Annotated in this window: 12 protein-coding genes; 1 reads left to right on the forward strand and 11 read right to left on the reverse strand. The window is 41.3% G+C overall.

Going from position 1 to position 13,112, the window contains the following annotated elements:
• Nucleotides 1–67: 67 nt before the first annotated feature.
• The 7 genes from ACPFYS_RS03415 to ACPFYS_RS03445 form a co-directional block, all read right to left on the reverse strand.
• The gene (locus tag ACPFYS_RS03415) at nucleotides 68–1,411 is read right to left on the reverse strand and encodes a ClC family H(+)/Cl(-) exchange transporter (protein WP_427877632.1); all 1,344 of its coding nucleotides are present in this window, start codon (nucleotides 1,409–1,411) and stop codon (nucleotides 68–70) included.
• Nucleotides 1,412–1,482: 71 nt separating this feature from the next.
• Nucleotides 1,483–1,899: a fluoride efflux transporter FluC gene (locus tag ACPFYS_RS03420; RefSeq protein WP_427875922.1), complete on the reverse strand. Its 417-nt coding sequence runs from the start codon at nucleotides 1,897–1,899 to the stop codon at nucleotides 1,483–1,485.
• A complete protein-coding gene (locus ACPFYS_RS03425) occupies nucleotides 1,899–2,420 on the reverse strand; it encodes a FluC/FEX family fluoride channel (protein WP_427875923.1) in 522 nt (173 codons plus the stop codon). Before ACPFYS_RS03425 ends, ACPFYS_RS03420 begins: the two co-directional genes overlap by 1 nt.
• A 160-nt stretch (nucleotides 2,421–2,580) precedes the next feature.
• Nucleotides 2,581–3,882 carry an adenylosuccinate synthase gene (locus ACPFYS_RS03430; protein ID WP_427875924.1) on the reverse strand — a complete coding sequence of 434 codons (1,302 nt, stop codon included), beginning with the start codon at nucleotides 3,880–3,882 and terminating at the stop codon, nucleotides 2,581–2,583.
• A gap of 118 nt (nucleotides 3,883–4,000) precedes the next feature.
• Complete coding sequence (gene fbaA / locus ACPFYS_RS03435) at nucleotides 4,001–5,056, reverse strand: class II fructose-bisphosphate aldolase (protein ID WP_427875925.1); 1,056 nt, start codon at nucleotides 5,054–5,056, stop codon at nucleotides 4,001–4,003.
• Nucleotides 5,057–5,165: 109 nt separating this feature from the next.
• Complete coding sequence (locus ACPFYS_RS03440; protein WP_427875926.1) at nucleotides 5,166–5,525, reverse strand: chorismate mutase; 360 nt, start codon at nucleotides 5,523–5,525, stop codon at nucleotides 5,166–5,168.
• 17 nt (nucleotides 5,526–5,542) lie between these two features.
• Complete coding sequence (locus ACPFYS_RS03445; protein WP_427875927.1) at nucleotides 5,543–6,004, reverse strand: Lrp/AsnC family transcriptional regulator; 462 nt, start codon at nucleotides 6,002–6,004, stop codon at nucleotides 5,543–5,545.
• A 383-nt stretch (nucleotides 6,005–6,387) separates the two neighbouring features.
• Here ACPFYS_RS03445 and ACPFYS_RS03450 point away from each other — a divergent pair, with 383 nt between their 5' ends.
• The gene (locus tag ACPFYS_RS03450; RefSeq protein WP_427875928.1) at nucleotides 6,388–7,593 is read left to right on the forward strand and encodes a pyridoxal phosphate-dependent aminotransferase; all 1,206 of its coding nucleotides are present in this window, start codon (nucleotides 6,388–6,390) and stop codon (nucleotides 7,591–7,593) included.
• 185 nt (nucleotides 7,594–7,778) lie between these two features.
• Here ACPFYS_RS03450 and rho read toward each other — a convergent pair whose 3' ends face one another.
• The 4 genes from rho to ACPFYS_RS03470 form a co-directional block, all read right to left on the reverse strand.
• Nucleotides 7,779–9,773: a transcription termination factor Rho gene (gene rho, locus ACPFYS_RS03455; protein ID WP_427875929.1), complete on the reverse strand. Its 1,995-nt coding sequence runs from the start codon at nucleotides 9,771–9,773 to the stop codon at nucleotides 7,779–7,781.
• A 305-nt stretch (nucleotides 9,774–10,078) separates the two neighbouring features.
• Nucleotides 10,079–11,698 carry an NAD(P)/FAD-dependent oxidoreductase gene (locus tag ACPFYS_RS03460; RefSeq protein WP_427875930.1) on the reverse strand — a complete coding sequence of 540 codons (1,620 nt, stop codon included), beginning with the start codon at nucleotides 11,696–11,698 and terminating at the stop codon, nucleotides 10,079–10,081.
• A gap of 88 nt (nucleotides 11,699–11,786) precedes the next feature.
• Nucleotides 11,787–12,101 (reverse strand): DUF2469 domain-containing protein, encoded by a 315-nt coding sequence (locus ACPFYS_RS03465; RefSeq protein WP_004105898.1) that lies wholly within the window; start codon nucleotides 12,099–12,101, stop codon nucleotides 11,787–11,789.
• Complete coding sequence (locus ACPFYS_RS03470) at nucleotides 12,098–13,009, reverse strand: GNAT family N-acetyltransferase (RefSeq protein ID WP_427875931.1); 912 nt, start codon at nucleotides 13,007–13,009, stop codon at nucleotides 12,098–12,100. The genes ACPFYS_RS03465 and ACPFYS_RS03470 overlap by 4 nt, the downstream gene beginning before the upstream one ends.
• Between the last annotated feature and the right edge of the window lie 103 nt (nucleotides 13,010–13,112).

Consider the following 13,112-nt stretch of genomic DNA (forward strand, 5'->3'; position numbering starts at 1 on the left):
AATAGTTTTTTACTAATGTGGATACAGCCTCAATAAAGGTTGAAATTATGCCAAAAAGTTATGCACATTACTTGCTTGTGACTACAAGATCACCATGATCTTTCATATAACGATTAAGCAATTCACCATAAATAGGCTTAGTGCGCAGCATATCAGACACGAGTAAAGCTATAAACGCTGATGCAGCAACCGGCAAAGTATGAAGTAACGTTCCTGACATTTCAACAGTAAGCAGAATAGATGTCAATGGTGCTTTAACGGAAGCAGACAATGTTCCTGCCATAACGCAAACCGCAAACACTGCAATAAACTTTTTATCAACCCCAAATATTGACGTATCCGTAATAGCACGAGCAGCAACGCCGCCAGCAAGAGCACCAACTGAAAGAATTGGCATGAAAATTCCGCCAGGAGCACCACAGCCAAAGCTAGTAGAAGTAAAAATCATTTTTGCAACAAACAGTACGCACAAAAACAGTATGCTAATTCTTCCATATTCAGAAATACGTATAAGATTGGCTCCACCTCCAAGCACTTCCGGCAAGAACAAACCTACTGGAATTGCTATTAAGCAGGCTAGCGAAACTGGCATCCAAGAAGGCAAATGCTTATACAAAGTTTGCAATCCAAGAAGAGAACGGTTCATCAAAGAACCAACTATTCCGGAAAAAATACCTAAAGGTATAAGCCACCAATGAAGTTCAATAGGCAAATCTGGAATAATACCAAAATCTAAAACCGGTTTAAGACCTAAACAAGTTTGAGCAATAAAATCAGCACATAAAGATGCAGTAGCTGCTGTAATAAGCACAGTAGAAGAAAGACTGTGCCTAACTTCCTCCAAAGCGAACATAAGACCAGAAAGTGGTGCACTAAATGCTGCAGAAAGACCAGCAGCTGCACCAGCAGTTACCATATAATGTTCATTCTCATCGCCGTAAGTCTTCTTACCTCGCAAAACTCGCGAAAGCATTTGACCGCCGCAAGCTCCAATCTGAATAGATGGGCCTTCACGTCCAAGAGATAAACCAAATAAAGAACCAAGCAAGCCACCAACAAAACGAACTGGTAGAATAGTGTTCCATTTCATATCAAGGCCGTGTTTTTCATAACCAACAACCTGCGGAATTCCACTTCCTGAAGCCATGCTTTCACGTCTGCTCATCCAACCAATGAACAAACCAATAAACACTGCTCCTACAATGCACAGTACTACCCAAAGCCAGTACGTTTGAATTTTCACATACGCCCAAAGAGCAAAATCAGTACCATACTCAATGCCAAGACGGTACAAAACTACTAAAGCACCAGAAATAATACCAACAAGAGCACCAGCGCACACTTTTTTCCAGCGAAGAAGTCTAAAAGTTTCCCTAAAACGAGCGGAAACTGCACGTAAAACGTTATTCATGCTTTTTAAAATCACAAATCGATCCTTATTCACTCTGATCTCTAATCAATAAACTTCGAAGATGAAAAACGCTATATTCTTGCAATAGAGAATATAAACAGTTGAACCGACACAAACCCAGCCAAAGCACAGAATAACGGTATAAATAATTCCAAACTGAGAATCTTAATGCAATTTCTTATATCTTTCTTTTGCATAAACTCAACGCCCTCAAAAATTGCTGTAGAAAAAGTAGAAAATCCACCCAAAAATCCAGTTATCGCGCATAAAGACAATCCGCGCAAAGGAACAAAATCATATATTAAACATTGCGAAGCAAACATTACTGCTCCCATAACAAAAGAAGCAAACGCATTTATAATAAGCGTCGCAATAGGAAAATTACGTTTCCAAATATTTGAAATTCCGCGAGTAACAGCGCATCTGCATACTGCTCCAAGTCCACCACACACGCATGGAATTAGTATAGGCAAAATACAAGTTTCCACTATTCCACCGCCTCGGAAGTCATACTATTCTCATCAATATTTTCCTTGCGTTTTAAGCTAATTTTTTCGGCAATACTGCTACCTAATAAACTTCCTGCTAAAGCGCTAAAAACACCTAAAACAATTGACAATATCATAAGAAGCAAAGCAAATATACCACACGGAAAAATAAGAGAAGCCATACCTTCAAAAGCAAAAGTAGACATTGTTGACAATCCGCCGCAAAAACCCGTTCCCAACGCATATTTGCATAATTCTTTGCGCCTAGAAGATGCTATTGCAACTACCAGCGAACTTACTGCAGCAAAAATAAAGCATGCAAGCATATTTGAAATAAAAGTGCCTAAAGTAATATGACCGAATATAAGAGAATGACCTTCAGAAGTGTGAATAATGCGCGAAAAAGCAGAAATACCAGTACGCACCAGTACTCCAAAAACTCCTCCAATAAACACAACCGCGTAAATTATCAAATCGAAGTGTTTATGATTATGATGAGATTTATTTTCTTTTGCGTCCATTAATCACACCACCAAATTTTTGCAAATCGTAAATTTTTCTATCCACAAGCCGTTATAAATACCCACTAACTGCATTGCATAAACCAAAACGGCACTTCTATAAACAAAAGTGCCGTCCTGGAATACTCAACAATTCATAATAAACCTCTAGTAAATCACATTAGTCAATCAATGAATGAACGCTAATAATGTGATCACGCTGAGGGCCTGTGCCTATGGCAGAAATACGACAATACGAAAGCTCTTCAAGTCGCTTAACGTAGTTTTGAGTATTAGCTGGTAAATCTTCAAACTTATGAATTTGTGAAATATCTTCGCTCCAGCCTGGAAGCATCTCATAAACTGGTTTTGCTGAAGCGAACATAGATTGATCTACTGGCATCTCATCTACGCGCTTTACTGTTCCGTCGCTTAAAGTTACGTCGTAAGCTACGCATACAGGAATTTCTTTTAAGCCGGTAAGAACGTCAAGTTTAGTAAGAACAATATCGGTTAAACCATTCACGCGAGTAGCGTATCTGCTTACTACAGAATCAAACCATCCGCAACGACGTGGGCGACCAGTTGTCACACCATACTCGTGACCTTGTTCTCTTAACCAGTCACCTTGTTCATCTAAAAGTTCAGTTGGGAATGGGCCTTCACCAACTCGAGTTATATAAGCTTTAGCCACACCAATTACGCGATTAATGCGTGTAGGGCCTACGCCAGTACCTGTGCAAGCTCCACCTGCCGTAGGATTTGATGATGTTACGAAAGGATATGTGCCGTGATCAACGTCGAGCATGGTAGCTTGTCCGCCTTCAAACAGTACAGTTTTTCCTTCATCCATCGCCTTGTTCAATATCAATGACGTATCTGCAACATATGGCTTTAAGCGTTTTCCAAGTTCCACAAGTTGAGCAGTTACTTCATCAACATCTAGAGGATGCTGATTGTACAATTTCACAAGCATCTGATTCTTTTGATGCAAGCTAGCTTCAACTTTATCGCGCAAATGTTCAGCGTTGAACAAATCATGCACACGAATACCAACACGATTAATTTTATCCGCATAAGTAGGTCCAATACCACGACCAGTTGTACCAATCTTATGCTTTCCAAGGAAGCGCTCGGTAACTTTATCGATTACGCGATGATACGGCGTAATAATATGCGCAGCTTCACTTAGTAACAGTCGAGAGCAATCAACTCCACGAGATTGCAATGCGTTAATTTCTTCAAGAAGAACTTCAGGGTCTACTACAACACCGTTTCCAATAACAGGTGTCACATTAGGACTAATAATACCACTTGGCAGTAAGTGTAAAGCGTAAGACTTATCGCCAACTACTACTGTATGTCCAGCGTTATTACCGCCGTTAAAGCGTGCAACAATGTCGACTTTAGAGCCAATTAAATCTGTCGCTTTGCCTTTACCTTCGTCACCCCATTGAGCACCTATAAGCACAATTCCAGGCATGCCGCACCTCCATTTTTTGAGCTAACATTGCTCAAATTTCACAACCCTACCGGGTAATAGCCTAGCGCTATGCCCCTACCGAAATAATAACAATAGGCAGAATTGCGTAAAACTGTTATTATTTCAACGCTTTGCCGGCTGAACCAAGCTCCACGCAAGCTTGTACAACGCGCTTTGCCATAGCTTTTTCAGCCTCTCTGCCCCAAGAACGAGGATCGTATAGTTTCTTTTCACCAACTTCACCGTCTATTTTCAAAACTGCATCATAATTTCGGAACATATGACCAGCTATAGCGCGAGTAAAAGCGTACTGCGTGTCAGTGTCAATATTCATTTTAACTACGCCATAATTAACGGCTTCAGCAATCTCTTCAGGTTTAGAACCAGAACCGCCATGAAATACTAGTAAGAATGGTTTTTTAGACGTACCAAAAGCACGTGAATCGCAAGTTTCTTTATACTTTTCGTACACATTCTGCTGAATTTCTTGAAGAAGCTTTGGGCGCAGTTTCACAACTCCCGGTTTATATGAGCCGTGAACATTGCCGAAAGTAAAAGCAGCCATATATCTTCCGCGTTCGCCTAAGCCAAGACTTTCTACAACTTTCTCTGCATCTTCCACTGTTGAATAGAGACGCTCATCGATATCTGCTTTTTGGCCGTCTTCTTCGCCGCCTACTGCACCAATTTCAATTTCTAGAATTGTACGAGCTTTCTGTGATGCCTCGAGAAGCTCTTCAGCAATGCGCAAATTACGATCTAAAGGAATAGTTGAACCATCCCACATATGTGATTGAAAAAGCGGTTCCTCACCTTTTTTTACTTGCTCTGCTTCGCGTAAAAGTAGCGGACGAATCCAATCGTCTAAATACTGTTCAGCGCAGTGATCTGTGTGAAGTGCGATAGTGATATTAGGGTAATGTGATGCAACTTCGTGCGCAAAACTTGCGAAAGCCAAGGAGCCAACTACACGATTATTTACAGACTGTCCTGAAAAGTACGATGACCCGCCTACAGAAATTTGAATAATACCATCAGATTCAGCCTCAGCAAATCCTTGAAGCGCAGCATTAAGAGTTTGCGTACTCGTAACGTTAATAGCAGGATAAGCGTATGCTCCACGGCTTGCAGAATCAAGCATTTGCGCATAACGTTCAACAGTTGCGATAGTCATTTTGCCGTCCTCAATAATATTATTTAAAAATAAAACACACTCTGTTTTGTACGCAAATACGCAACTTTTACCGCTTAGAGCAAAATTCTAACAAGAAGTGCTATTCTCGCTATTTTTCTTGATTATCACTATTAGCTATTTCTTTATGTCGCTTTTTTGCTTCAGTAACAACAAAATTATGATATTGCAAAGCTATATCTTCTGATAATCCTGCGTTTTTTGCGACTTCTTTTAGGCGTATTATTTGTGATTTTTCTCGCACTTTGTCTTCTGGAGAAATATGATTTCGCGCTTTAATTACACCAACTTTTTCCGTGCATTTGAAACGCTCAGCCAAAAGCGCAATAACAGCATTGTCAATATTGTCAATCGATTGGCGCAAAGCGAGAATCTCATTGGCACAATCCTCGTGACTGGAATTGTTGAGAGCCTCACGAGCGCCAACCGTTATTTTAGAAAAATCACACATGTGGTATCTAGAATAAATTAATCAAAATATGTTTGCAAAACCATAGTTGTTTCAGTAATAACCGGAACGACCTTGTGGATAGTGTTGATTAATTCTTCCAATTTGCTTGGAGTTGCAACGCGCACTACCAGCATAAAACTAGGGCTGCCAGTAATAGAATAGCAGGCTTCGATGCCTTCAATATCACGAAGCTTCGTCGGTACAGTAGATTCCTGTTCAAAATCTAGTGGCGTAACTGACACAAATGCGCTTACTGGCAAACCACGGCGCTCGTAATCTATGAGGGCACGGTAACCAGTAATAATACCTTTACGCTCCAGTTTTTGCACACGCGACTGTACTGCAGAAACTGACAATCCCGAAGCTTTTGCTAACCGCGTCAACGTTGCACGTCCATCATGCTCAAGGATGTCTACTATTATTGCATCGGTAGAATCCATGACCGTGCTCGCTTCAACTTTATTAGAGTTGTTCGTCATGCGGCCTCCATTCTCGAAATAGACGATAGACCAAACTGCGATTATGTATCCTGCAGTCGATTTTATAGTACCGTATTTTTTAACGAAAAAGAATCAAATTATACAAAAAATTTTGTTTCTACAGAAAAAAATCATATGTTTATCTATATAAGCACATGCTTAGAATTTTTAAGAATACGCAATTTATTGAACAATAAAACCAAAATACTCGAAAAGATTATAGAATTATTTTACGTAATTGAAAAAATTTACAGAACTTTCTATATTTCGTAACTTAATTCAAACGTTGCGTACATCAATAAAATGTACTATCAATAAATACTAAAAATTATTACTACCGTCCGTTTTACAAAATTTATTAGCCCGCACCCAAGGAGTTCCAGATGACAAAAATTGCAGAACACACAATAAAAATACCTAGGTCCGGTATTAGAGACGTATTCGACCGAGTAGAAAAAATACCAAACGCAATATCACTATGTCTGGGCGAACCTGGCGAAACAGCATCACAGCACATAGTAGAAGCAGCATGCGATTCATTGCGCGAAGGAAAAACAAAATACACAGACGTATTAGGCATAGAAGAATTCAGAAAAGCCGCAGCAGCTTATACGAAACGAGTAAAGGGATTAACATACAACGCAGATACAGAAATACAAGCAGTAGACGGCGCTACTATAGGGCTTTACTTAGCAATTAAAGCAGTAGTAGATCCAGGAGACGAAGTAATAATACCTTCACCATACTTCACTTCATACGATGCAGAAGTACTTATGTGCGACGCTATTCCTGTAACAGTAGCGCTCAAACCAGAACACGGAATGCACGTAAACGCTGATGAGATCCGTAAAGCGATTACACCTCGTACGCGCGCAATAATTATCAACTCTCCAGGAAACCCAACAGGTGCCGTAACTACAGCAGAAGAGCTAGCGGAAGTAGCAAAACTTTGTAACGAATTCGACTTGTGGGTAATTTCAGACGAAGTTTATCATCCTTTTATATTCTCAAGCGATGCATCAAGTGAGCCAGAAGGAAAGTTTGTAGCTCCATCAATAGCCGCAGCAGAAGGCATGCACGAACGAACAATAATCGTAGAAAGTTTATCAAAAACTTACGCAATGACTGGTTGGCGCATAGGCTACATTCTAGCTCCAGAAAATATAATTGAACAAACCAGCAAAGTCGCAGAAATGATGCACTCTTCGGTTAATTCAACAGCACAATACGGCGCAATCGCAGCTTTCAATGGTCCTCAAGATCACGTAAAAGCAATGCGCGAAGAATACAGATCAAAGCGCAAAATAGTAATGGAAAATCTTTCAGATTGTTCCGCTCTACGACTAGTAGAACCGCAAGGAGCATTCTATGCATTCGTTGACGTACGTCCTACAGGACTTAGTTCCGAAGAATTTAGTAGAAAACTATTAGAAGAAGAATCTGTAGCAGTAGTTCCAGGCGAAGCATTTGGATCAGAAGGATCCGGATTCGTTAGATTATCGTACGCAGGAAAACCTGAGGACGTTAAAGAGGGAGTAGTTCGTATGCGACGTTTTGCGATTTCTAAGCAAAACGATAAACAGAAATAATTTTCAACAAAAGTAACACAATTTACTTAAGTTGCGTTACAAATTAGCAGATAAATAGATAATACTAGAGTAAAAATAAAGTCGCCCTTACTTAAATAACAAGTACAGGGCGACTTTACTTATAAGATAAATGCGATAATCCACGCAATTAAACTAATGTGCGCAACTAACGAATCTGCTTAAAATCAAACAGCAGACTGTGCAGAAGCACCATTATTAACTGCAGCACCAGCTTGCTGAGTAATAGCAGTTAGGAAGTCACGATTAGAAGCAGTTTTCTTCAAACGCGGCACCAAAGTCTGATACGCCTGCTCAGCATCAAGACCGCCAAACAAACGACGCAAACGATAAATAATCGGAAGCTCATTAGCAGGAGTGATCAGCTCCTCACGACGAGTACCAGACGCGTTAATATCAACTGCAGGGAAGAGACGCTTATCTGCCAAGTCACGACTCAAGCGTAACTCCATATTGCCAGTGCCCTTGAACTCCTCGAAAATAACCTCATCCATCTTGGAACCAGTTTCAACCAAAGCAGAAGAGATAATAGTAAGAGAACCACCGTCCTCAATATTTCGAGCAGCGCCAAAGAACTTCTTTGGAGGGTACAAAGCCTGAGCATCCACACCGCCGGAAAGAATACGTCCAGAAGCAGGAGCAGCAATATTGTATGCACGAGCAAGACGAGTCATAGAATCAAGCAAAACTACAACATCCTGACCAAGCTCAACCAGACGCTTAGCGCGCTCAATAGCAAGCTCGGCAACAGTAGTGTGATCTGTTGCAGGACGATCGAAGGTGGAAGAAATAACTTCACCCTGAACCGTGCGCTCCATATCAGTAACCTCTTCAGGGCGTTCATCAACAAGAACAACCATCAAATGCACTTCAGGATTGTTGGTAGTAATAGCATTTGCAATATTCTGCAAAGTAATAGTTTTACCTGCTTTTGGAGGCGAAACTATTAATCCACGCTGACCCTTACCAATAGGAGCAACCAAATCTATAACTCTGCCAAGAATACGATTTGCAGTAGTCTCTTGCTTAAGACGCTCATGCGGATACAAAGGCGTGAGCTTAGCAAACTGAGGACGAGTCTGAGCATCCTCAACACTCATACCGTTAATAGTATCGACACTTTGCAAAGGAACAAACTTTTGACGCTGATTGCGGCGATCGCTTTCACGAGGAGCACGAATAGAGCCTTGTACTGCGTCACCTTTACGCAAACCATACTTTTTGATTTGGCTCATAGACACATAAACATCATTCGGTCCAGGCAAATATCCTGACGTGCGCACAAAGGCATAAGATTCAAGAACATCTATAATTCCTGCGACTGGAACAAGCTCTTCAGCTTGTTCTTCGCGATGAGACTCACGATCAGCATTACGATCAGATCTATCAGATCTATCATTATGCTCTGCGCGATTCATGCGCTCTGAACGATTCATGCGCTCTGCTCTACTCATGCGTTCGCTGCGATCACCGCGTTCTGAGCGCTCTGAACGTTCATCGCGATCAGATCTATCATCGTGTTCTTCATCGTAATCGCGAGTACGAGCGCGCATACGACGCTGGAAATGATCCGAACGTTCGTTTCTATCGTTGTAATCACCGCGATTATAATCTCTTCCGCCGCGTTGACGACGCAAATCAGCATCTCTACTATCAGAAGAACGGCGAGAAGATTCCTCGTCTTCTTCATCACCAGGAAGCAACGCTAAAATCTGATCAAGATCGCGAGAGACATTCTCAGCACCATTATTATCATCATGATTTTGCACAAACCTGCGACGCTCAAAATCGTTTTCTACGCCATTGTCTCGTTCATTTCCGCGTAAAGATTCACGATACCGCGGTTTATCTTCCCGATTGTTAACATCTGCATCTGAAATTTCAATATCATCTAACGCATTACGCGATGCATCAGATTCCATATACTGGCGTTTCGACTTATCATCAGGAACAAGATTTTCCAACGACTCAATGTCATAGCCCGTAACTTTAGGCACACGAACCGTTACACCAGCTGGAGCTTCTCCCCCATTTCGAGCAGCAGTTATAGTTGCAACCAAATCAGGTTTACGCATAGTAGATGTACCACGCAAACCCATCTGCTTAGCAAGATCCCTAAGCTCAGGAAGCTTCATATCTTTAAGATTCTGGCTTATTGCCACTATTATACCTTTCCTTGACTCACGCGGAATAGAACTCCGGAGAGCTTTGTGTGGAAGATTGCGGAAAATCCGCTACGAATTCACGCTCACACATAACAATGTGTAGCATGTGAACTTTTGTAAAGATATCATATGTACGCGACTCACAGCACAAATAAGTTTCTTACAGAGTGTTTCGTATATGCGTAAAAATTTTACACTTCATAAAAAGCAAAAAGCGCTAAGAAAATCAGCTCATGCCGACTAAACTTAGCGCTTTTAGTAAACTACTTTTCTGAAATTAAATTATTTAAAAGTGACTAAACTTACTTCTTTTCGTGATAAGACTTTTCAGTATTAACAGACCAGACATTTGCTTTAGAAGTTGCTCCAGTGTGAATATTCTCAACAGCTTCAATTGCAGTTGCCATGGAATGATCCTGATTATTATAACGATGCTGACCGTTACGTCCAACGCAATACAAATTACCAAAACCATCCAAGTAATCAATCAGCTCAGGCATTTGTGAATAAGTATCGAAGTACGCTGGATAAGCCTTTGGCACGCGCTCACGATGAGAATCAAGAACATCTTCCTCACCGTTGATAACCTGCATACGAGTCAACTCGTCAATAGCCATCTTGCGAGCCTCATCATCACTCATATTCCAGAAATCATCGCCTTCTTCGCAGAAGTATTCGAGACCAATCCAAACAGTATTATCAACATCTTTAACAAGGTAAGGACTCCAGTTGTTGAAAATCTGCAAACGACCGACCTTATAGCCAGGATCCTGAACGTAAATCCAGCAATCTGGCACAATAGGAGGATTTCCAAGAGTTGGGATTGTAGTCGTATTGCGCAAGCGTAAACGCTTTACCAAAAGACCAACAGTTACGAAATCACGATAAGGCAAGCCCTTAGCAACACGTTGCATTTCTGCTGGAACTTCAGCCTTCTTGTTGCCATTTGCACCCTGTTCAAGTGCAGCAACCAAATCCTTAATCGGCATAGAAGATATGAATTGATCAGCATGCAATTCAGAACGCTCACCATTTGCATCTTCAACAACAACGCCAGAAATCTTACCTTCCGACTGTTTAATTGCCACAACTTTAGCATCTGTGCGAACTGTAGCACCATTCTCGCGGCATCTACGTTCTACAGTCTCCCACAACTGGCCTGGGCCAAGCTTTGGATACCAGAACTCTTCAATAAGAGAAGTCTCTACTTCCTTCTTCTTGCCCTTCTTCTTTGGCATAAGCTTAGAGAAAGCATTCTTCAAAACTTCCACAATGCTCAAGCCTTTAACACGCTGAGCACCCCAATCAGCAGAAATCTGGCTTGGATGCCTGCCCCAAAGCTTCTCAGTATAACCTTCGAAGAACATGGAATAAAGCTTCCTACCAAAACGATTAATGTAGAAGTTCTCAAGATTGGTTTCCGGCAACTTATGAATCATAGACCACAAGTAACTAAAACCAACCCTCATAGTCAAAATAAAGCCCATAGAACGCAAAGTAGCTGCAGAAAGAGAAATCGGATAATCGAAGAAATGGTGATTCCAGAAAATTCTGGAAACACGATGACGCTTCAACATAACTTCATCTTCAACTTCAGGATCTGGGCCACCTGCTTCCAAATCATGATGACGACCAAGCTTTTTATCGTCATAAGAAGGGGAACCCTGCAAAGGCAACATTTCACGCCACCATTGCATGATTCGATCATCCTTAGAGAAGAAGCGGTGTCCACCAATATCCATACGGTTCCCGTTATATTTCACAGTACGCGAAATACCACCGAATTCACGAGTAGCTTCAAGTACGGTCACATCATAGCGTTCAGCACCGCCGTCCTTCACAAGCTCCCAAGCTGCCGTCAACCCTGCCGGCCCTCCGCCGATGATTACCACAGATTCTTTTTGGGATTGCGCTTCCGTCACTTGTCCTCCATACCTCAATACGTAATTTGGCACAAAACTACTAAGCTATGCCAAATTTTTATGCATATCCTAGCTAATCATACGCGTATCACGCGATAGACTCAGGAATATCAATATCAGTTTTTTGTACTTCTTCTACGTTTACGTCTTTAAAAGTAACAATACGAACATTCTTTACAAAACGAGAAGGACGATATACGTCCCAAACCCAAGCGTCTGTAAGCTGCACATCAAAATACACATCTTGACCTGCTGAACGTACATTAAAATCGACTTTATTTGCTAAATAAAATCGACGCTCCGTTTCAACTACGTAAGTAAAAAGCTTAATTACATCACGGTACTCTTTGTACAACGCAAGTTCAGCATCAGTTTCGTAGTTGTCGAGATCTTCGGCGCTCATTGCTTCCCTTCTGTCTCACGTTTACGACCACGACCTATAATACGCCACCATGCTTTCTTTGAAGAAGTTTCTGCTGCTTCGCGCGAATCATACGGCCAAGTTTTCTCATCAGTATTATCACGCTTAACAGGTATTGCTATAGAATGTTGGTGAGAACTTAAAGCTTCTTTTACACCAGGATTTTCTTCAATAACATGCAAACCAAAAGCATCTAATGAACGTATTGCATCATACTCATCCGCAAGAGTATCCATAACAACAAAGTCTTGATATTTATTGTTCTGAGAATCCCAAAAAGCATCGCGAGCAGTACCAGTTTTCACAAAGCCGAGAGACTGATATACAGAAAGCGAACGAGAATTTGATGAAGGAACACCAACCCAAATACGGTGTAAACCAAGACCTGAAGGTGCAGAAGCAAAACCGTAAGTCATAACTCGCGGCATAGCGTCTCTAGAGTATCCACGACTGCGATAATCTTTTCCAAGAACAACCTGAATTCTTGCAGAACGCGACCAGCCATCAATATCAATCAGAAAAATCATTCCGATAATATCTCCACTAGTGTTTTCAGCATCGTCGATAACTTCGGGAACTATAGCCCAAGCCATAGTAGGACGGCACTGCGGATCGTCAACGTAACGCTCTTGAGATAAATCATTGTATGCACAAGAACCTGTTGACCACTGATTAGAACGCTGCACCCAGGCATGAACCATTGCTCTTTCACATTGGGAATCTTTACCTGTTATAACGTACGAATTATCAAAGGCATGCAGCTCATCCATTTTCGGCAAATCACTAAGGGATGCTGGCCGCAAATAAGCCATCTCTCCCTTAATATTTGGGATAATCACACTTTCAGGCAGCTTGCGAGAGCTGATATCACCGTCGTTGGTTTCCTTCATACTCACCCACTTGCAACACAATAACTTTTTGCAGCCCGCACTATAAGTTACGAGCCACACACACAAACAAAGATTTTATCAGAAAGGTTATAACAAACTACAA

The sequence above is a fragment of the Gardnerella sp. 2492 genome (assembly GCF_050320365.1).
Classification (GTDB): Bacteria; Actinomycetota; Actinomycetes; order Actinomycetales; family Bifidobacteriaceae; genus Bifidobacterium.

Excerpts from the sequence above, each read along its gene's own strand:
- ACPFYS_RS03470 (WP_427875931.1), bottom strand. The coding sequence starts at position 13,009 with ATGAAGGAAACCAACGACGGTGATATCAGCTCTCGCAAGCTGCCTGAA.
- fbaA (WP_427875925.1), bottom strand. The coding sequence starts at position 5,056 with ATGACTATCGCAACTGTTGAACGTTATGCGCAAATGCTTGATTCTGCA.
- ACPFYS_RS03440 (WP_427875926.1), bottom strand. The coding sequence starts at position 5,525 with ATGTGTGATTTTTCTAAAATAACGGTTGGCGCTCGTGAGGCTCTCAAC.
- ACPFYS_RS03450 (WP_427875928.1), top strand. The coding sequence starts at position 6,388 with ATGACAAAAATTGCAGAACACACAATAAAAATACCTAGGTCCGGTATT.
- ACPFYS_RS03415 (WP_427877632.1), bottom strand. The coding sequence starts at position 1,411 with ATGAATAACGTTTTACGTGCAGTTTCCGCTCGTTTTAGGGAAACTTTT.
- ACPFYS_RS03430 (WP_427875924.1), bottom strand. The coding sequence starts at position 3,882 with ATGCCTGGAATTGTGCTTATAGGTGCTCAATGGGGTGACGAAGGTAAA.
- ACPFYS_RS03465 (WP_004105898.1), bottom strand. The coding sequence starts at position 12,101 with ATGAGCGCCGAAGATCTCGACAACTACGAAACTGATGCTGAACTTGCG.
- ACPFYS_RS03425 (WP_427875923.1), bottom strand. The coding sequence starts at position 2,420 with ATGGACGCAAAAGAAAATAAATCTCATCATAATCATAAACACTTCGAT.
- ACPFYS_RS03445 (WP_427875927.1), bottom strand. The coding sequence starts at position 6,004 with ATGACGAACAACTCTAATAAAGTTGAAGCGAGCACGGTCATGGATTCT.